21 protein-coding genes are annotated in these 17,751 nt (G+C 57.6%); all 21 read left to right on the top strand.

Translation table 11 applies throughout. The features are described 5' to 3' along the window. Nucleotides 1-23 precede the first annotated feature (23 nt). The 21 genes from V6657_RS29660 (at nucleotide 24) to V6657_RS29560 (ending at nucleotide 16,974) form a co-directional block, all read left to right on the top strand. Entirely contained in the window at nucleotides 24-920 is an 897-nt protein-coding gene (locus V6657_RS29660; RefSeq protein WP_024979538.1) for a hypothetical protein, read from the top strand. Nucleotides 921-1,230: 310 nt separating this feature from the next. Next, nucleotides 1,231-1,461, top strand: a complete 231-nt coding sequence (locus V6657_RS29655) for a hypothetical protein (RefSeq protein ID WP_024979539.1) — start codon at nucleotides 1,231-1,233, stop codon at nucleotides 1,459-1,461. Nucleotides 1,462-1,796: 335 nt separating this feature from the next. Further along, nucleotides 1,797-2,387 carry a transposase gene (locus V6657_RS29650; protein WP_231973495.1) on the top strand — a complete coding sequence of 197 codons (591 nt, stop codon included), beginning with the start codon at nucleotides 1,797-1,799 and terminating at the stop codon, nucleotides 2,385-2,387. Between the two features lie 342 nt (nucleotides 2,388-2,729). After that, nucleotides 2,730-3,251 (top strand): site-2 protease family protein, encoded by a 522-nt coding sequence (locus tag V6657_RS29645; RefSeq protein WP_231973493.1) that lies wholly within the window; start codon nucleotides 2,730-2,732, stop codon nucleotides 3,249-3,251. 105 nt (nucleotides 3,252-3,356) lie between these two features. Continuing rightward, entirely contained in the window at nucleotides 3,357-3,533 is a 177-nt protein-coding gene (locus tag V6657_RS29640) for a hypothetical protein (protein ID WP_248694815.1), read from the top strand. Between the two features lie 440 nt (nucleotides 3,534-3,973). After that, a complete protein-coding gene (locus V6657_RS29635; RefSeq protein WP_024979542.1) occupies nucleotides 3,974-4,195 on the top strand; it encodes a hypothetical protein in 222 nt (73 codons plus the stop codon). Nucleotides 4,196-4,348: 153 nt separating this feature from the next. After that, the gene (locus V6657_RS29630) at nucleotides 4,349-4,477 is read left to right on the top strand and encodes a hypothetical protein (protein WP_257784479.1); all 129 of its coding nucleotides are present in this window, start codon (nucleotides 4,349-4,351) and stop codon (nucleotides 4,475-4,477) included. A 374-nt stretch (nucleotides 4,478-4,851) separates the two neighbouring features. Then, nucleotides 4,852-5,298: a hypothetical protein gene (locus V6657_RS29625; RefSeq protein ID WP_024979543.1), complete on the top strand. Its 447-nt coding sequence runs from the start codon at nucleotides 4,852-4,854 to the stop codon at nucleotides 5,296-5,298. Between the two features lie 801 nt (nucleotides 5,299-6,099). After that, a complete protein-coding gene (locus tag V6657_RS29620) occupies nucleotides 6,100-6,501 on the top strand; it encodes a hypothetical protein (protein ID WP_231973491.1) in 402 nt (133 codons plus the stop codon). Nucleotides 6,502-6,941: 440 nt separating this feature from the next. Next, on the top strand, nucleotides 6,942-7,151 hold the full coding sequence (locus tag V6657_RS29615) for a hypothetical protein (RefSeq protein ID WP_024979546.1): 210 nt from the start codon (nucleotides 6,942-6,944) through the stop codon (nucleotides 7,149-7,151). Between the two features lie 385 nt (nucleotides 7,152-7,536). Further along, nucleotides 7,537-8,127: a sugar O-acetyltransferase gene (locus tag V6657_RS29610; protein WP_024979547.1), complete on the top strand. Its 591-nt coding sequence runs from the start codon at nucleotides 7,537-7,539 to the stop codon at nucleotides 8,125-8,127. A gap of 28 nt (nucleotides 8,128-8,155) precedes the next feature. Then, nucleotides 8,156-8,914 carry an ATP-grasp domain-containing protein gene (locus V6657_RS29605; protein ID WP_024979548.1) on the top strand — a complete coding sequence of 253 codons (759 nt, stop codon included), beginning with the start codon at nucleotides 8,156-8,158 and terminating at the stop codon, nucleotides 8,912-8,914. Nucleotides 8,915-9,597: 683 nt separating this feature from the next. Then, nucleotides 9,598-10,179, top strand: coding sequence for a hypothetical protein (locus V6657_RS29600; RefSeq protein ID WP_231973483.1), 582 nt, complete (start codon nucleotides 9,598-9,600; stop codon nucleotides 10,177-10,179). A gap of 125 nt (nucleotides 10,180-10,304) precedes the next feature. Further along, complete coding sequence (locus V6657_RS29595; RefSeq protein ID WP_024979550.1) at nucleotides 10,305-10,874, top strand: hypothetical protein; 570 nt, start codon at nucleotides 10,305-10,307, stop codon at nucleotides 10,872-10,874. 42 nt (nucleotides 10,875-10,916) lie between these two features. Beyond that, nucleotides 10,917-12,125 (top strand): hypothetical protein, encoded by a 1,209-nt coding sequence (locus V6657_RS29590; RefSeq protein WP_024979551.1) that lies wholly within the window; start codon nucleotides 10,917-10,919, stop codon nucleotides 12,123-12,125. Further along, nucleotides 12,122-12,538 carry a hypothetical protein gene (locus V6657_RS29585; protein ID WP_024979552.1) on the top strand — a complete coding sequence of 139 codons (417 nt, stop codon included), beginning with the start codon at nucleotides 12,122-12,124 and terminating at the stop codon, nucleotides 12,536-12,538. The genes V6657_RS29590 and V6657_RS29585 overlap by 4 nt, the downstream gene beginning before the upstream one ends. A gap of 360 nt (nucleotides 12,539-12,898) precedes the next feature. Beyond that, nucleotides 12,899-13,552: a hypothetical protein gene (locus tag V6657_RS29580; protein WP_231973481.1), complete on the top strand. Its 654-nt coding sequence runs from the start codon at nucleotides 12,899-12,901 to the stop codon at nucleotides 13,550-13,552. 766 nt (nucleotides 13,553-14,318) lie between these two features. After that, nucleotides 14,319-14,813: a hypothetical protein gene (locus V6657_RS29575; protein ID WP_024979554.1), complete on the top strand. Its 495-nt coding sequence runs from the start codon at nucleotides 14,319-14,321 to the stop codon at nucleotides 14,811-14,813. 112 nt (nucleotides 14,814-14,925) lie between these two features. Further along, a complete protein-coding gene (locus tag V6657_RS29570; RefSeq protein ID WP_027692859.1) occupies nucleotides 14,926-15,882 on the top strand; it encodes a head GIN domain-containing protein in 957 nt (318 codons plus the stop codon). A gap of 149 nt (nucleotides 15,883-16,031) precedes the next feature. Then, on the top strand, nucleotides 16,032-16,496 hold the full coding sequence (locus V6657_RS29565) for a hypothetical protein (protein ID WP_024979556.1): 465 nt from the start codon (nucleotides 16,032-16,034) through the stop codon (nucleotides 16,494-16,496). Between the two features lie 10 nt (nucleotides 16,497-16,506). Continuing rightward, nucleotides 16,507-16,974, top strand: a complete 468-nt coding sequence (locus V6657_RS29560; protein ID WP_024979557.1) for a hypothetical protein — start codon at nucleotides 16,507-16,509, stop codon at nucleotides 16,972-16,974. Nucleotides 16,975-17,751 lie beyond the last annotated feature (777 nt).

The raw sequence follows: 17,751 nt of genomic DNA, 5'->3' as shown, positions 1-17,751 counted from the left end.
CGCAATTTCTTTGGAGCAAGCATATGACCAACAATCAGGCCCAGAATCGTCAGCCGGATGGCGCACTCATGAGTTCGCAAGGCAATGGCGGGGAAGGTCCACAGGAGCGTGTGTGGACGGATTGGTTTGAAAATCCGTTCCACGCGATCAAGGCTGTTGCAGAGGCGGCCGGCATACCGGAGCAGTTCGACCGGGTGTTGCAGGTGCTGCGCGAGTCAGCAACGTGCTGGACCAACTTTAATTGCGACCAGTATCTTGACGATTTGCTGCAGGAGATCGGTGGCGCTACCAGCATTGTTTGCGAACAGGATCCCGCGAACAAGATGTACCGCGCTACCTACGACGGTGCAACTTCCGTAACGGTCGTGCCCGTTGGATCCAGTGAACCGCACCTGTCGGACGTACCACCGTTTCGGCTGACCGCTGTAACCGGAGAATGGCTTGCCGCTGGCCAAGACATCCCTGCGTACACCAACGGGGTTCGCTGGAACGGATGGCAGCAGCCGCTATTTCCGACGGCGTCGGTCCGAATGCTCGCACAGCTGATGCCAGCAGAAGTGGCCTTCGATGAGTCGGCCGGTGTAGTGCGGGTCACGGACGTGCACGAGGAGCCCGCCGCTGTCTTCGAGTCCTCAATGGAGCAAATTGAAGTCGATGGACGGACCCTCGACGTGTTCTGTGTGGGCACTGGCTGGTGCTGGGAGCTTGCTGATAGTGAACAGAGGGGCTCGGACCGCGACAAGGCGCGTGCGATCCTCTCAGGCTATGGCTACCAGCGAGTCGCTGACCTGTACGACCAAAACCCCGAGTTTGCGAGTGCGCTGCGCGCGCTCGCGGGCCCCGAGTTCGAGTATCCGGACTATTCGTACCTCTTGGTGCGACAGGCGATTTCGAAGGCGGATCGGCAGTTTGGATCTTGAGGCGCTTCAGTGCCTGGACACCATCAAGAACTTCATTGATAGGCAAGCGACATCATTTCGCCACGCATCAGTGCGCCGCCGCGCTCCCGTTCATGGGGGCCGGCGGTTTTTTTTTGCTCGGAAGCTTCGTGATGCTCCCGGGCGTAGCCGGTACGCTGCCTTCCACATACCGCCGCTTGTGCGTCAGCCGGCATAGTTGACCCTGTATAAAAACACAGTAGTATACGGCGTATTCCCTCGGCCTCCTTAGAGGTTCCCGTGGTGAACTCGATGCGAATTCGATTGCAGGCGGCACGTATCGGAGGCCGAAATGGACAACTGGGATCAAGTTTCGGGCTATGGTTGGGAACACCCAAGTGGATGGGCGATCGCCCTCATGAACGTGCGAGGGCAGCCAGCGTACATGCTGTCGCGCAATGGCGCCATTCACGGTCCGTTCGATTCACTGGCGGACGCAAAAGCGCGCCACGCAATCTTGGTCCCGTGCTTCGAACCGGCCGATATCGACTCTGCAAAGTCGATGGGTGAAGTGAGCGACTGAGGGGGCGTACAGCGTTGGCGCCAAGGCCGGGTCTGGCGGCAGCGCGAGCACAAACGCTGTCCAGGTGAATGATGCCCAATGGGCGCAGCCGCCAGACTTAAGACCCTACCAGGCCATCAGCGCAATTCAAGGCGTTGGGAGCTAGCGTTCCTCGGGAGCCGGAGAACCGAAGCACACGCGGACCTCCGGAAGCAGATGACCGATTTGATTCTCTCATTGCTATCTGTGCTTACGTCACGTACTAGTTCACACCCGCAGACTCTACAGTCGGATGCCGGCCGCGCTTCTACCGGATCTTCAAATCGTCTATGGACCTAGAAAAAGTGCGATTGCACTTGCCGAAATTCGAACGCGATGTCGCGATCGTAGCGGAAAAAATGGGCGACCATCAGCCTAGTGTCATCGTCTATGTCGAAGTACTGCGCCACCTGGTTCGGCATGAAGCGTCCGGCGCCTGCCACAAGTACTCTGCAATTTTGTACGTCCTGCTTTCGGAACTGGAGGCTCAGCTGCCTGGGGACGCGGACGAGGTGTCTTTGCGGATCGGAGTCGTGCTTTCTCCGGACGGAGAAAAATTTGACCATTCGTGGGTGCAGTACGGACCAGGCATATATGACGCGGCCGTCTGCCTTCCGAGCGCTATAGGAGGCCAGACCGGCGGCCCAGTCTTCGCGTCGCACGACCTGCTTACCGGTCAATTTGTCCACGGCCGCTACACGCAGTTGGCGGCTCTCGAGTTGGACGACGATGCTCAACGCGTCGCGCGTTGGACGCTGAGCGACTATGCCGACTACATTGCTCAAGAAGGCGCCCTTTCGTTGTGGGAAATCGTCGTCGAAATCGGAAACGAGGTTGGCTTTCCACTGAATGCCGAGGCACTTCGCGTTAAGTATGGGGGGCATCTCCGTGTGCGTGCGGACCATTGACTATCAGTGCTCGCTTCAGGTCATGGTCGATTTCCGACATTGGCTCAATATGGGGCATCGTGCGCTGGCATCAGTGTGTAATTCTCGATCAGTGACAGTTCAGGTATAGGCGAGGCGAAGCGACGTGGGGACGCGCGATGAGCTCGTGGCAGCGGAAATTGGTGCTCAGGACGCTGATTTGGAAGGCAAGCGATCCGGGTGATTTCCTTTTTGAGCCAATGTTGGTCGGCAACGTTTGAGACACGGGTGGAAAACCTGACACTGGTTCACTCCTTCCGGAATCGAACCTAATTTGTACGCGCAAAAATGGACTCACAAAAAAGGGCACGAATCCTCCGCACCATGCTGGTCGAGGTTCCCTTCGCGCTGGTGTTCGTCGGATGGTTCTTGTATCGAGCCCTGATGCAAGAGATGGACGTAAGCGAAATCTTCTCTTTCATCGTCGCTCTCGGCGTGCTCTTCGTAGCCGAGAGTTTCATCCATGAGAGTGGCCACGTTATTTGCGGCCTGCTGTACGGTGTGCCGCCCTCCAGAATCCAAGTGGGCTATGGCCCGTCGATCCATCTCTGGCAAGACGGTCACGTTCCGGTTTCATTGGGGTTGTTGCCATGCGGCGGTTACGTGGAGTTTCGGTATTTGCCGATCTCACGGCGGCAGCGGATTGTGATGTATGCGGGTGGTGTCGCGGCCTCCAGCGTCGCCGCAATCGTTGCGTGGAACTTCATTCCCCATCACCTCGATTTGCTTCGTACCGAAACTGTTATGGCGTTTGCGCTCTTCATAGCCACAAATTTGTTTGGTACGGCGCCAAAGGACAAGTACTCCGACGGAGATGCCATCCGGGGGTTGTTAGCCTATCGGTAAGTGGCGGGGCAGTAGGCGTCGCACGTACTCCAATTATCTCCACTCGGCTTTCCTATACGAATGGAGCGCCCTGCATTCGCAGGGGCCGAACTGGAGTAATGCCTCATGTTGTTCATTGTCTTGTTCCTGGTCGTCGCCTTGACGGCCTTCACCTACCTCCGCCGCCACAACCTATTCTTGTGGGTTGGCACCGTTATGGCATGGGTTTGGTTCCTCGACCTCTGTGCCGGTGCAGCAGGGGACCTGTTGCGCAATGCCTGGAACGCGTGGTTCGGAGCATAGCCTTCTGGCAAGGCAGTATAGGGCGGGGGTCGTTCATCTCAATGCTACTCCCCGCAATATGCTTCAAGCTACTGTCCAGCCTCCAAGGCCCGGCGACATTGCAGGACGTGGCCCCCGATTCGGGTTCGTCGTGGAGGTTTGAGGCTGCCGCTGGTCGACTGAAAGCGCAGGTCACCTCAAATCCCGAAAAAAATCGCACGACGCGACCGGAAACCCTCCGGGCACCGCCAGGGTAGCGATTGGAGTTTCTGGCGATTGCGCCGTTAAGAGACGGGGCGAAAGCATTCACGAGTGCGACGCCATACAACCAGGAATTCGCACGATTTGCGTCACGAAGGCTAGAAAATGCCTACCGGGCTGGGACAATTTCAGGTAGGGCGCTCCAGAACTCCGCAGAGAGCGGTGCCGGCGTGTTAGCGCCCGACTTAAGGAAGAATGCAATGACTACAAAGCTGACGGACAAGCAGGAGGCGGTTTTGGCGTTCGCTAGCCAACACGGCACGATTGACTTTTACCAGGCCAGCGAGTTGGGGGCGAACGGCACCACCCTGGCCAGCATGACGAAAAAGGGGTGGCTTGCGAAGCAAGAGTGCAACGGCCTCAACGATTGGACGGTCACAGATGCCGGTAAAGCGCTGGTTAGGTGCAGCGCCGTTGAGTAGCCCCGTTTGCGCCTGTGGACTGCGTCGCGTCTGCAATTCCGCAGCTGAATCAACCTGACCGTTAAACTGGCGAGACGCCCTGTCCAGGTAGGTTGGAAACAGCTGTCGTGGACTACCCCAAAAAGGGCCGCAACCAGCGATGGAGTGATGGAAATGAGCAGTGTCGGTGCAAATAACGTAGCGAATCAGGTTGGCAATCGTGTGGCCGATTGGTTCGCTGTCGCACTCTTGGTCGTCGAGATTCTGGCGTTTGTGATCAATCTGACGCGCTCCTTCAAGTGAACCGAAGGTGAGCCGGCCATGCGACATGGGGGGCACGCTCCAGTAGCTGCGGCAAGCGGAAAGGTCGGGAGCGCTAAGCACAGTCAATTCGCGCCACAAATTTGCAAGGTGGGCTGCCGGCGATTGTCGGAAGACCCCCGCTTCGAGGGAATAGCTAGCTCGGCTGGTTCACTGTAGGTTCGAGGGAGAAAGGGGGTAACTATGCAAATCAGAGTGACAGTGACGCGTGGCGGTGCTCAGCTTTTTTCGCACGTTTACACGGTTTCCAAGGACGGCGATCTTGAGCAGGCTGTGGGGAGTGCCCTTTCGGAAGCACGGAAGGTGGCGGGCCCCGTCTCATTCGACTATGTCATCAACATTGAGAAGGTTGACCCATGACTTCCACCATTAAGGCCTCGCTTCTTTTACTCACAATGCTGGCTTTTTGCCAGGCAGCACACGCGGCAATCACCACCTCCATCGATGGCGGCACGTCATATATCCATCTGGGGACGTTGACAGCGAAGGAGTGCAAGGCTGTTCTGGAGTCGCCCGTTAGTGCTTCCCAGCAGTTCGCTTTCGACGGCCGCATCCTGGTGCCGGACGCAAGTATTTGCCATGACGGAATCAAGCTCGCATTCGTCAGGAAAGAGGCTGTCGTGCGGACTACAAAGGATGGCGTTACGACGTGGCCACTCGGTAAGAAAGACTGCACGAAAGTCGCAACTCGGATGCTTGAGACTCACAGACCTGTGCAAGTTAACGGCACGAATGTTACGAGTCCGGAATTAGTCGAAGCCACTTGCTCAAAGTTGAGCAATGCAGTCACTGTGCCTCTGTAACGAGAAGCGACATGATATCTCTCGAGCGTGACACATACCTGATGCGCCAAGGTAGGGAAGATGCACGTTTCGGTATGCCGAGCCGCGCTCGTGACTTGCAATGCGTGAGCGAGCAGTTGGCTTATCGACGCGGCTATAGAAAGCCAGATTCTGTTCAGGTGCTGAAGACGATCGCAGTCGTATCCTCTGTTGTTGCGCTCCTTGCGTGGGCCCTATGGGGCTTCTCGATGCAGATTGAAGCGTTGAAGCACGGAACCGCGATCACGTTGTCGCCGGGTTGGGGTAATTTCTGTTGCTTTGGGTCCGGGGTGCCTTTTCTAATCACGCTTTTGTGGCACTGGTGCCTCCCTGCAGAACGGTAATGACTACCCTGAGTGTTGTGCGTTCTCTCAGCATAAGCGTACACACAGCGTTTCCGGTGGGCCATCCCGCCGAGCATTGCGAGTATTCGATACTCTCGATCTTACTGATGTCCCCGAAAGGGCACTACATCTGCAAAAGGTACAGGAGGCACATGGAGTGGCGCGCGTGGCGGAAGGCTGAGAACCCTAATGGAAATTGGAGATGAAACGCATCCTTTGCTTGCTTCTGGGGCACAAATTCGAAGAAGTCTCCAGGGTTGAGAGTCGATACGACGTAACAGTAGTGCGATACCAGTGCACGAGGTGCTTGCAGCACGAGCGAACCGACCTGCAATAAGTCAGGAGTACCGGCGCTTCCGATCGCCGACAAATCGTGCGCGTCCACTTCTGAGCCAGCCAGTTGGCGCGCAGCCATGGATACCAATCTAATTCACGAACCATGATTAAGAAAAGCGCACTTCATCTGACCGCAGTTCTCTTTTGCGCAATCGGCGCATCGCATGCTTTCGCACAAGGCCAAGCAGTAATCGACAACGCAGTCCCAGCGAACGTGTCGCAGGCTCGAGCAGTGGCCGCACAAATGCAACCCGGTTCGGGGCCGTCCGGATCGCTGGAAGCAGCGCAAGACGCAGCAAGGACATTCATGAGCCTTACGACGGGTGTGCCAAGCGACAAGCTCACGTCGACCCTTCAATCCGCCGAAGCCGATAAGGCCATCGTTATCGTAAGGGCTGCTTCGGCCAACAAGTATGCTCAATCCTGTCGCTACTCGCTCGTCAAAAAGCCGGCTCTCAACGAATTCGGTTGGGAAATTACAAGTACGGCCTGCTCCAAAGGCTGACAGGCAAGGTTCTAGAACTACAGCATGCGAGATTTCCTTCAAAAATGCCTCATCTTCGGCGGGATCGCTCTGGCGTTTTGGCTGCTAACTTTTAGCAGGCCTGGTTCGAAAGAGAGTCGTGCTGATCGCGCTCGCAGGCAATCGGACGAAGCGGAACGGCGGCGCAACGATGCTGCGGACGCCGAGCATGCAGCTCAGAATAATCGGCACGACCACCATCGATAGGGAAGAATAGTGAGCGCAACTGCATGGGCCATTCTCAAGCAGGATCTGCGGACCTGACAAGCCGCATCTTGCGGGGGCTGTCAGGCAGTTGCCGTCATCCAAGACATGAGATGGGTCCGCGCGTGGCAGGGGGGACTGGCGTGGTGGGATGCGGACGACATCAGGCCTCTTGTCCAGTCCCTGTTCGACATGGGGTTTGCTTGGAGTGAATTGAAATGAAGAGCGTATTACTGCCATTGCTGATCTCCTGGGTTTTCTTCGGCATTGCCCAGGCACTCTCACTGCCGACCCGAGGCAGCGGCCCCTCGGATTGGACCGGATTCGGGACGGAGCCTTTTCTGTTCGCCTGTGAGCACAAGTTTGCTTTTGTTGGGGTACTGGTTGTGGCGCTGATCGTGTTGATCGCGAAGATGCGACGGGCATAACCCCACATGAGGCGGGCGTCCACGACGGACCGCCGTTATGAATGAGGCTCGCTCTACGTTTAAGCGAATCCAACCAACGACATACCTCGATGATCAGAATTCACTACCTGTTCATGCATGCAATGGCTCGCATTGCGGCTCCAATCATGCGGAAGACTGGCTATCGCTTCCCCAAAGAGTGGCGGGGAAACAAGCTGATCAACCATGTTGAGGCGAACATGTTGGCCGACGGTGTGAAGCCCGATCACGTGCGCTTCTAAGCCGCTAGGCGGGCGGCGCCACAAGACAACTCCAAGCCGTTGCCTCCTGAGCGATTTCTGCCGCCGCGGCTACAATCGGCCACCCCTAGACAGGGCACCACAACTCCATAGAAAGGCGCCGAACGATGTTTACCTTCATGCGTTACCTTTGGCTGCTGGCACGCGGCACTAGCGCGCCAGGCGCGGCGTTGCACTTCTTCAACCACTCAGCTGCATCCAAGAACAAGAAGGGCCGCGTGCTCAAGAGAGCCTTCCCGGGTTTGCACAAGAAATGCACGGTCTGGGCACCGCTGCACGTTGAACGACCAGATCTGCTATCCATTGGACCGGAAGCGTTCTTAAACGTTGCTGTCACCATTGCGAACGGGGCCATGGTGTCCATCGGAGAGCGCACGTTTGTCGGCCCTGGCGTCAAGTTCTGCACGACATACCACCACGTCGATCCCGACGATCGCGCACGCGACCCCTCCGCAATGGCCAAGCCTATCGTTGTGGGTAGGAACGTCTGGATCGGTGCGGGCGCCATCCTTATGCCAGGCGTCCGTATCGAGGACGATGCCGTAATCGCGGCAGGAAGCGTCGTCACGCGCGACGTCGAATCGAGAACCGTCGTCGCTGGCTGCCCGGCGGTAGTCAAGAAGTCTTTCAAAAAGGCGGAGCCAATCCCCGCCGGTTCCGTATCGGAATCGAAGATGAAAAGTGCCGCAGGGGCTTAGCCGGAGAGCAAATCAAAGGTGGTGAGCAATGCAGGTGAGTGAACCAAAAGGGCTGCTGGTTCAAGTAAAGGGTGATGGAACCCTAGACCGGGAAGAACAGCTGATGGCCGATCTAGCTATGAAGCATGGGCTTCCGGTGGAGCGGGCCTCTACCGGGCAGGTTGAGCGCTGCCGAGTTAGATTAGGCGAAGGGTATGTCGCTGTAGGATCGGTACGCTTTGTCAAGTATGCGCTGCGGCAGCTCGGTGTGGACTTACCCAACCATACGCCTTACCCATCATGCCTGGAGCACATGCTGCATCGCCAAGTGAGGCGACTTTCCACGCTTCGCGACGCCTTGAATATTGTGGCGTCGGGCAGAAGCCTATTCATCAAGCCCGCAGACGGATGGAAGCGTTTTACTGGATTCGTCGCTGAATTTGTCGACGACCCTCGGTTCAATGGCCAGTCGAAAGCCAGACCGGTCTGGATTTCCGACCCGGTCCACTTCGTCAGCGAATGGCGCGTTTATGTCGCCGACGGTGAGCTGTTGGAGATGAGGTTTGCGGATCGTGGTGGGGACAGAGGGGTCAATCCGGAAGTGGTCGTGGTCGGCGAAGCCATCAACATCCTGACGGAGGGCGGGCACGCGCCGGCCGGGTACGTGATCGATTTTGGCGTCCTGGACACGGGCAAAACGGCCCTCATCGAGATGAATGACGGATTCTCGTTTGGAGCCTACGACGGCGTGTCACCAGAAACTTATTGGAAAGTTGTTGTCCGCCGCTGGCAGGAACTTACGACCTGACTATGGGCTATGTTCACTTCTCACCGAACAGGGCGGTGCAGGGCGGTTACTTCTTGGTGTAACCGTGGCTGTTTCCCAAGTGGATTTCCTGGTGAGAAATCTTCCGGACTCGGTCTCGCACCACACCCATGGTGAGTTTGCGCGTTGGATACAGCGGGTAGAAATACGGCTCCACGTTGATAGTGTGTCTACAGGTTCGTTCCCCTCATGCCGATATGGATGGTGGGCTGGACCGCCCGACAATTCTATCGACGCCATGAAACGAGTTCATCTGCCAGCACTTGCCGCCCTGTATCTCTGTTCCGGTCTCGCGTATGCGGGGGGAGCCGAAGGACAAGAGGCTCCTTCCAAAGACAGCCGGAATGTGACCGTCGTCACTCTCTACAGTGAGTCGACTCCCGCTCCGGGCTCCCTTGCCCAAGACCGCGAACCACGGCGGCCTCCGATTCAGATTGTCGACGGTGGCGTAAAGAGCGCGGGGCCTTCGTGCTGGACGTTGAGTGATTCAGGTCAGATCACAACTGTCGAGGGTGAGTGCTACATCCTTCGCTCGGCCGCCGCAGGTGAAAAGCCACCCGCAAAGTAGAGGTTAGAGCGGCACCTACTTGGGCCGCGCGTTCGGGCCTGCCGCCGGCTGAACAATGGCCGGCGCCCCCCATTCGAAATTCAAGGGAAAGATGCCCATGATCAGCCACCAAGCCATTCGGGTTTTGTCTGTGGTCACGTTCAGCGCGGCACTTGCTGCGTGCGTCGGCAAGCAGGAAAACTGGCCACCGGCAACTGAGTTCAACCAGAAACTGACAGACGCAGTCCGCCCACTTTCGAGTCTGTCGGCCGATGTTGAGCAACTTCAATGCTGGGCTGAAAAGCCGCTAGTCCTCCAGGATCGCGTCCTCTGCAACGCCAGTTTGAGGGGGCAGGCGCCCAAAGACGTTGGGCGAAAAGTCATTGGCTGGAATATCCCCATCGGCGGCCCTGCCTCCAATCCTTTTGACCGGCTGGGCGAGCAGGAACCTCGCAACCTGTACTCCTATCAGTTCGATCTTCCATTGTTGGCCGGTACCGGATTCCTCTTCAAGGCCAAGAATAATCCTCAAGGTCTGGCGATCGAAGTGGCCGCCAACCAGGATCGAGTCTCTTTCGATGCTGCCCAGGATTTTATCGTCGCCGTGCTTCCTGTCGTGTCGAGCGAACTTTCGAGGCAACTCAAAGAAGCTCGGGCCGCTGCGCCAGATTCAATTCGGGCGACGTGGACGAGCAAGTAGGGGACGGTGCCGCAAAGGCACGTAGTGACGCAACGATCGGAAGCTGCCCGCCATTCCCGCATTCGATTAGGATTGTCAGCGACGTTCCCGCGAAATGGGGGATCTGGCAAGGTAGGGAAGCTGATATGCGCGAAACAGGAAACGGGACCGGATCGAAAGAGCAGCACTCCTTTCAATCGGTGCTCCGTGAAAGAATCATTGAGCATGTCTTCGTGGGCGAGGCCCTTCGGAGACTTTGGCAGCTCGGTGTCGCTGAGGTCGAAGTGCTCCGTTCCGAGTTCGACGCCGGCGGATATGACGTGGTGTTCAGCTACAAAGACGTTGTTCGCCACGTTCAGTTGAAGTCCGCGATCGAGGGCGGCAAGACAAATGAGGTTAGCGTCAGTCTGAAGCTTGCAGAGAAGCCCTCGGGATGCGTCCTTTGGATCATTGTGGACGATCAACTGGACTTTCGCGGGTACCGATGGTTTGGTGGGCAGCCTGGACAGGCTCTGCCTGACATTGGTGGCAAAAGGCAGGCTCGGCAGACCAGAGCAAACAAGGACGGAGTGAAGGCGGACCGCTCAGGACATAGAATCTTGCGCCGCGGAGATTTTGAGCGGCTTGCGTCCCTCGACGCCGTTCTCCAGCGCCTCTTCGGTGAGCTGCTGCCGCCCTTTGGAACGTCGGCAGTCGGTGCACACGACGATCGATAAGTTGATTGCTGGTGCGGCGCCCAAGGCGCCTAAGTATGCAGGATGAGCGAGACCCAACCCGAACGCGTCACAAATTCGAAGCCTTACGGCCGCTTTATTGTCGCCAAGACCTTGTGGGACACCCTGAGGCACCGCGGCCCGGTTGAACTTTTCCGGCTCATCTACGTGATGTTGCGGTACCGTCTACGATCCACTTACGACGACAACACACGGACGCTGGTCATTGCCTTCCACGGCATGCTCGGTGTAGCAGGGGTGGCCCTTTTGGCACTCGTATTCGGAATGGATGGAGGTACCACGGCGACGTCAATCGCCGCCCGGCTTGGGGGAGCGATCACCGGGTTTGCGCTCCTCTTTGTGGCCGCAACATGGTTCCTCATGCCCGCGTTTCAACGATCTGTCCTGCTGGGCGAGGTCGTTGCATCGGTCTGCTACGGGTTCCTTTGCGTCGCGCTGTGCTGGTTTGGGTGGCGGCATGCCGTGGACCTCGCTGCGCGCGATCCACGATCGCTCACAACCTTCATTCTTTTGTCGGTCGTGGTGATGGTGGCGTTTGGACATCCCCTCTCGCTTTTTGCTCGTTTCCTGGTTATGCGGGCGACAGCAAACCACTATGCTTTCGAGACGCCGTACCACCAGATACTTGCCGTTCGGCCACGAACTGGCGGTTTCCGTCAGACCGCTGTCCACGAGGCCGGCCATGCGCTGATGTACGCCCTCGGAGCGAGAATCCCGGAGGACGCCTCGGCGTTCATCGATACCGACACGCTTTCTCCCTCGGTCGGCCAAGTCTCATTCCCGGGAGGAAGGAACGGTGACTTCTCCTATGACTTGCTCGAGTGGAAGTTGTTTACCTGCCTAGCGGGTTTAGTGGCAGAGAAGATCGACTCAGGAACGCACGGGTTCGGCGCCGGCGGCGATATGCGCGTATGGCAGGACTTGGCAATTCCTTACTTGCTCTTGCGTACGGACATCACTTTCTTCGAGGAACCCAAGAGCGACCTTGAGATGGAATCCAACAAGCGCGAGCTCGTTACCCTGAAAAAGCAAATGCTGGTCGCGGTCACCCGCTTCCTGCGCGTCAACTGGGCCGCCGTAATGAGGATAGCCGACAGGCTGGAAGAGGCGGAATATCTTGATTTCGAGCAGCTCGCGCACCTACTAAAGGGAGTGAAGCGGACAGCAGGCTTGCCAACAGCAGTATGGCCAGTCGAACTTGGGGGCATCGAACTGCAAGCGGGAGAGCAATGAAACGTCAAAGGCTTGGGAGATTGACTGCTGTGGTGATCGGATTGCTAGTCTCATTCGCTAGTGCTCACGGCAAAGAAGCACGGGAGTTGATCTGTTCCGGCCATGTCGAATACGGGGAAGTGTCCTTTGCTGATCGGTTTTTCCTGAGAATCGAGGATGGGTCCATTGAGATCAAGGGACGCCCCGGAAGCACCTACACCTTTGATGGCGTTGCGTACGGGGTGTGCTCGGAAAGCCGAGACGAAATCGAATTCGAATACGGTGTTGAGAAGATCTGCGGGTCTGGAAAGCCATCGCGCATCGGCGCGCTGCAAAAGGTCACGGGCGACCTGAAGCTTAGAAGGTTCGACATGGGGAAGCGGTTCGATGGGAATTACACGTGCAGGCCCGCCGGGCGAGTTGTAGGCCCCTGATTCGCTATGATTCCGACTAGCGACGTTCTTCGCCTCCTACAGCCCGCATTCGAGCCCTGTGTCGGCTTCCGGGAGGGAGCCTGCGCTCAAAACAGCTGGGATCCACATGCCGGGCACGTACCTCGAGGATTCTGCGGGGCAACCGCCGGAGCCAACGAGATCCGGCTGGTTCTGGTCTGCGCTGAGCCAGGCGACCCCCATCCATCGGAGAACCATGCAAGTGATGGTACGCCGGCGGGAAGACTGGATTCTGTCGTTCGCTATGCATGGGAATGCGTCCGAAATGGCAACGACCGATTTCACCGGAATCTGCGAACGATTCTCGACCTGTGCTGGCCGGGCGCCGACTTCGAGACGCAGATGCGCTGGACCTGGATTACCGATTCGGTGCTGTGTTCTGCGAAGAAGGAGGGCGGACGAATTCCAGTAAAGGTTGAGCGCGCGTGTGCGAATCGATTCCTGGTTCCGCAGATCAGTCTCTTTACAGGGGCCATTGTCGCGGCGCTCGGAAAAAAGGCGGAGCGCCGGATTAGGCAAGCAGGTATTACGGACTTCGTCGCGGTTGGGACTGCGGCCCCGCCAGGGTGTAACCAGGCGGGAGTGTCGGAATCGTGGCATCACTTGGCGGGTATCGTTCGCATGAGGTTCCCGACCCAAGGCAACACTGCAGAACGAAAAAACATGGACCAAATGATCATGCTCCGGCCGACGAAGGAGTTCGAGGCCTTTGCTCAAGCGGCAGTTTTGGCGCAGACCGAGTCTTCGCATCCAGAACCAATTGACGTGTTTGTGCGAAGTTTGTGGCACGCAGCAGAACTCGACTGGTTTCAACAAACTGGCAAGTACCAGAAGCTTCGTGATGCAGGTGGCGTGCCGAGCGATGAAGCGTCTCTCTACGCGGCACTGATTCGGGTTTGCCGATCGCTGATCGACGCCGCTCCGACCGCCTCTCACTCGTACGACGAGTATTACAGACTGGTTGCTGAAATGGCGCCATCCCAAGCCGTTCGCTAGCCGAGGCACACCGGCCTCTCAATGCGCCGCGAGTATGACCTCCACACGGATGGCATTGAGACAATCGTGAGCGCAGCCTCAGGCTCAGTATCAGATCGCGCGACGCTGGCGCGACGGTCTCTACGCTTTTTGAGGCGACGACACTCACGAAAACGTGCCCCAGCGTCTTGCCCAACCAACCGTCAATATCGCGCGACCTACGCAGAAATGGGTTCGCTTTCCTGTCTACTGGATGACGGGATGCAGGGTGGGAGATGGACTGTGTTGTCAGCAAGGACTGCCACCAGGGTCATTTGCTACGCCAAGCATAGGAAAGCGCGCCCAGATCCGTGTCCAGTATGTCTGCACACGTTGGTGCAGGGGACAGCGCTGGATCCGCAGAAACGGGTACGGTCTGGCCTCGTAGTCGATCCAGCGTCAGTCTGAAGTGCGTCAAGTCCGCTACCCCGGGGCGAATGTTTGCCCACCGCCGGCTGGCCACACATTCGATTCCTATCAAGAACAAACAATGCTGTATTTTTCGGCTGCCCTGCCGTTACAGAGGAGTTGAAGGTGAGCCTTGTCTGCCCCCCCTCCAATCGAAGGGGGCGACACTCCCATGCGAAGACGGTACAGGCTAGATTTGGCTCGAAATCGCTCTAGCATGAGCTCTTGGTGACATCATGATTCACTGGCACCGAAGAAATCGCCTCGCGGGAATAATCGCGCCGCACGGGGTGCCGTCAGACGCTCGACGAACTCCAATCAAGAACCCGAACGACCAACCATGTCTTCATTCAACAGAATCCTTCAAGAAGTTCGCGAAGCTGATGCTCACGAGCAAACCAGAAAGACCATTCAGGCCGCGCTCACATCGTCTGAACTGGAATCACGCGTACTAGCTGCGCAGGCACATTTCCAGAACATCGGCATCCACAGTTTCTTGAGCCAGGAAGCCGAAGCAATGCGCGCGGAGAGCTTCTGGTGCCGATCCTCTGCTGAGGGCGTCGCTGGACGCGCGAGCGCGTCGATCACTTTCGTCCCGTGTGCGGGTGAGAAATTGAACGACGATCCGGTGTTTGGCCCATTGAACGAGTACACCCTGATCATCCAGGCGTTCGCCGGAGGCGATGTGGACTGCCGCTTCTGCAGCAGAGCAGGCACTGAGTACTTTGCTCGCGACCTTCCGCTGAACCAACTCGCTCTTCCGCTGGTACAGGAGTGGTACGAACGTTTTGTCCGGCTTGCTTTCGAGAAACGAAAGCAGGCAGATAGCAAGTAGGAACTCGGCCGTAAGGTACCTCTCCCCTCAAGTGCAGAGATTTGGGGTTCCAGGGCGGAATGCAGACTCGCCGCCTTCGCAGGTAGAACTTAAAATGGGACAAGCATCCAATATGAAGCAACGAAGCCTGAAAACATACTTCGCCGTTGCGATGGTGGTCGCGTTGTTTGGCTGCAGCAAGAGCGGCGAGCCAGACAATGTGACTGTGTCCGCTTCCAATGGCGGTACCGCAATTGCCGTCAACAATGGAACTATCGTGACCGGAACTGGTTCATCGACAAGCGGCCCGACTACAGCAGTCGCGACAACCGATGCCGACGAGATCGTTCAGTCATCTACTGGGGCGGGCTCTGCAAATGTTGTCGTCACTGGAGGAACCACAAGCATGATCGTTTCCGGAAACGGAAATGCCGTTGTCCAGTCGTCGAGTGGTCGCAACTCATCGAACGTCGTCATTGTGAATGGCCAGGCCCTCACAGATGGGAAAGTGCTTAAAGCGGCCGGCCCGGACGGCACCGATGTCCGAAAGGTTGAATTGTTCGATTCTTTGGAGCTGGCTGTCCCGGCGGACGCGACATATTCACCAGGGGCAGTCCCGAGCATCACGATTTCAGGGCCGCAGAACATCTTGCCACTCATCGAAACGAAGGTTCGAGGCGGGAAGCTGACGATTGGGATTGAAGGTGCTGTATCGATGCGAAAACCGCTCAAAGTCCAAGTGGTCGCACCAGACCTGCGTGCCGTGCGAATCGTAGGCAGCGGCGCGATGAAATTGGACGACTTCCAAGGTAAATCACTCGATCTGAATATCTTGGGTTCAGGGACAGTTGTCGCCGCCGGCAAGGCGAACTCGGTGAGTGTCACCGTTTCGGGATCGGGCGATGTGGATGTACGGGCATTGCAGGCCAAGGACTTCAGCGGCGTCATTTCGGGTAGTGGCAATGTGCGGGCATACGCTTCGGATGCCGCCCGGGTGACGATGTCCGGTTCAGGTGATATCCGCGTTGCGGGCAATCCCATGCGGAGGTCAGTGGAGCGATCTGGCTCCGGGCAGGTGGAATTCGACTGATTGTTGAGTTTGGGTGCCTGCTACGAGAGGTGATGGTGTAGGAGCAAAAAGGGGCTAGAAATAGCAATCGGCTCCGGAATGATGTGGTGGACATCTGCGCATTGCGCGCAGCCACCCGTTCCGATAGCCCCCTAGGAGGTCCCAGCACCATGCCGCTTGCAGAGTTTGAAACAGCAATTCTCAAAGTGCTCGACGGCCCTGGTGGCTATACGACTGGGCAGGTCGCCGAACGAATCGACTACCAGTTTGGCCACAACAGGCGCGTACATAGCGCTGCAGTTCGAACTCTGCTCTTGGGGTTGGAGAGGCAGGGGGTGATCAAGCGCTTGGACGATCAGAAGCCCGACTGCTGGGTTAAGGCGGTCCCGGCCGGTTCAGACTCCGCTTCGACTTCGCGCACGGTCAAACTGTCGGTCGGAGAAGAAGCATTCATGCAATCAGTGCTTAAGGAAGCTGGGCCGGCTTCTGCCGGATCGAGCGTATCGTACGACCACATGGAAGGGCGAGCGGTATCCGGCCTGGCAAAGAAGGGTTTGGTTGTGCGCCACGTCGGGGAGGTTGAACTGACCGCGCTAGGTGCGACGTGGCTGCGCCAGGCCGCAAAGAACGGGTAACGAGGACACGATGAAAGCCATCTCCATCTGGCAGCCACACGCGTCGCTCTTGATGCTTGGTCTTAAGCCCTTCGAAACGCGCGGGTGGCCGATTCCGCGATCCATCCTTGGGACTCGCGTTGCCATCCACGCGGCTAAAGCGGATGGCGACCTGAGAGAGATCGAGAAGTACTTGTTGGGACGGCAAGCAGGATCGGAAGCGGACGAGAGCATTGAGGCTTACGTGCGCGCAGTTTCCGGCTGCGGATTCGCGACACTGGCCGATCTACCGAGGGGGTGCATCCTCGGCACAGTGGTTTTGTCTGAGTGCGTGCCGACCCAGGCCGCCGAGAACCACAAGAACTTCGGGGACTTCAGCCCGGGCCGATTCGCATGGCGAGCCTCTGACCCGGTCCTGTTGCCGACCCCAGCTCCGTTCAGAGGAATGCAAGGTTTCTTCGACGTGCCATCGGCGCTTCTTGACCCCACCGCTCCCTGAGCTGGCAGAGATTCCCGTGATGGAACAGATTGAACCGGCCCGAACGGAAGCATATGAGGCTGGTCGCATTGCTGCCAAGGCCGCATTGGATGCGGGCACGCTACCGATCTTGCCCCGAGATGAGTCCGCCCTCTGTGAGCCAGAGCGCTCTTATGCGTTGGGGTGGAATTCCGTATGGGCAAGTGATGAGAATGCACGGCGATGGAGCAAGTTTATTCCGCCTGATCTAAACCGGATCGCGCCAGCGTTGGCCGGTGGACCTGCGCGGTCCGGGTCGGGGCCAGAATCTGCGAAGGCATGTAACGAAACCTCACCTGAATAGACGCATTCAGCTTGTACCCTCACACAATGACGCCTAAGACCAGCTATGCAACTGTCATCACCAATTGACGCCGTGGCCAGTGCGGTGCATCACGCGGCTCTTGCTGCCTTCCCCGACATCCACTATCGAACCCGCGACTATGAGGCAATGAAGAACTGGACGTCTCAGGAGAGCTACGATGCCGTGAAGGCAAACGTAGCGCCCGAGAAAGCAGCGGTTCGAAGGCCTGATGTTCGGCAATGCGAGATATACGCAATGTTTGCGCAAACGTGGAGTTCTACTGCTCTCGGCTTTGGGGGCCTCGGTGGACAGGCTATGACGCCGGCCTATACCGTAGTTGTATCAGGGCCAAGCGGGCATTGGGCGGTCTACTGGGCGGGGCGATTCGCGTACCTCATCGACCCGCACAAGCAGACCGACAAGCAGAGAGAAGCATTTCTCGATGATTTACAGAG

It is taken from the genome of Ralstonia sp. RRA (genome assembly GCF_037023145.1).
In the GTDB taxonomy this organism is placed as follows: Bacteria; Pseudomonadota; Gammaproteobacteria; order Burkholderiales; family Burkholderiaceae; genus Ralstonia.
Note: the sequence above shows the minus strand (reverse complement) of the source record. Positions and strands in the feature narration are given on the sequence as shown.

What these genes read in the sequence shown, in the direction of transcription:
- V6657_RS29645 (WP_231973493.1), top strand. Translation starts at nt 2,730, where the DNA reads ATGCTGGTCGAGGTTCCCTTCGCGCTGGTGTTCGTCGGATGGTTCTTG.
- V6657_RS29595 (WP_024979550.1), top strand. Translation starts at nt 10,305, where the DNA reads ATGCGCGAAACAGGAAACGGGACCGGATCGAAAGAGCAGCACTCCTTT.
- V6657_RS29560 (WP_024979557.1), top strand. Translation starts at nt 16,507, where the DNA reads ATGAAAGCCATCTCCATCTGGCAGCCACACGCGTCGCTCTTGATGCTT.
- V6657_RS29610 (WP_024979547.1), top strand. Translation starts at nt 7,537, where the DNA reads ATGTTTACCTTCATGCGTTACCTTTGGCTGCTGGCACGCGGCACTAGC.
- V6657_RS29655 (WP_024979539.1), top strand. Translation starts at nt 1,231, where the DNA reads ATGGACAACTGGGATCAAGTTTCGGGCTATGGTTGGGAACACCCAAGT.
- V6657_RS29615 (WP_024979546.1), top strand. Translation starts at nt 6,942, where the DNA reads ATGAAGAGCGTATTACTGCCATTGCTGATCTCCTGGGTTTTCTTCGGC.
- V6657_RS29600 (WP_231973483.1), top strand. Translation starts at nt 9,598, where the DNA reads ATGATCAGCCACCAAGCCATTCGGGTTTTGTCTGTGGTCACGTTCAGC.
- V6657_RS29565 (WP_024979556.1), top strand. Translation starts at nt 16,032, where the DNA reads ATGCCGCTTGCAGAGTTTGAAACAGCAATTCTCAAAGTGCTCGACGGC.
- V6657_RS29660 (WP_024979538.1), top strand. Translation starts at nt 24, where the DNA reads ATGACCAACAATCAGGCCCAGAATCGTCAGCCGGATGGCGCACTCATG.
- V6657_RS29635 (WP_024979542.1), top strand. Translation starts at nt 3,974, where the DNA reads ATGACTACAAAGCTGACGGACAAGCAGGAGGCGGTTTTGGCGTTCGCT.
- V6657_RS29575 (WP_024979554.1), top strand. Translation starts at nt 14,319, where the DNA reads ATGTCTTCATTCAACAGAATCCTTCAAGAAGTTCGCGAAGCTGATGCT.
- V6657_RS29585 (WP_024979552.1), top strand. Translation starts at nt 12,122, where the DNA reads ATGAAACGTCAAAGGCTTGGGAGATTGACTGCTGTGGTGATCGGATTG.
- V6657_RS29590 (WP_024979551.1), top strand. Translation starts at nt 10,917, where the DNA reads ATGAGCGAGACCCAACCCGAACGCGTCACAAATTCGAAGCCTTACGGC.
- V6657_RS29620 (WP_231973491.1), top strand. Translation starts at nt 6,100, where the DNA reads ATGATTAAGAAAAGCGCACTTCATCTGACCGCAGTTCTCTTTTGCGCA.
- V6657_RS29625 (WP_024979543.1), top strand. Translation starts at nt 4,852, where the DNA reads ATGACTTCCACCATTAAGGCCTCGCTTCTTTTACTCACAATGCTGGCT.
- V6657_RS29605 (WP_024979548.1), top strand. Translation starts at nt 8,156, where the DNA reads ATGCAGGTGAGTGAACCAAAAGGGCTGCTGGTTCAAGTAAAGGGTGAT.
- V6657_RS29580 (WP_231973481.1), top strand. Translation starts at nt 12,899, where the DNA reads ATGCGCTGGACCTGGATTACCGATTCGGTGCTGTGTTCTGCGAAGAAG.
- V6657_RS29640 (WP_248694815.1), top strand. Translation starts at nt 3,357, where the DNA reads ATGTTGTTCATTGTCTTGTTCCTGGTCGTCGCCTTGACGGCCTTCACC.
- V6657_RS29570 (WP_027692859.1), top strand. Translation starts at nt 14,926, where the DNA reads ATGAAGCAACGAAGCCTGAAAACATACTTCGCCGTTGCGATGGTGGTC.
- V6657_RS29630 (WP_257784479.1), top strand. Translation starts at nt 4,349, where the DNA reads ATGAGCAGTGTCGGTGCAAATAACGTAGCGAATCAGGTTGGCAATCGT.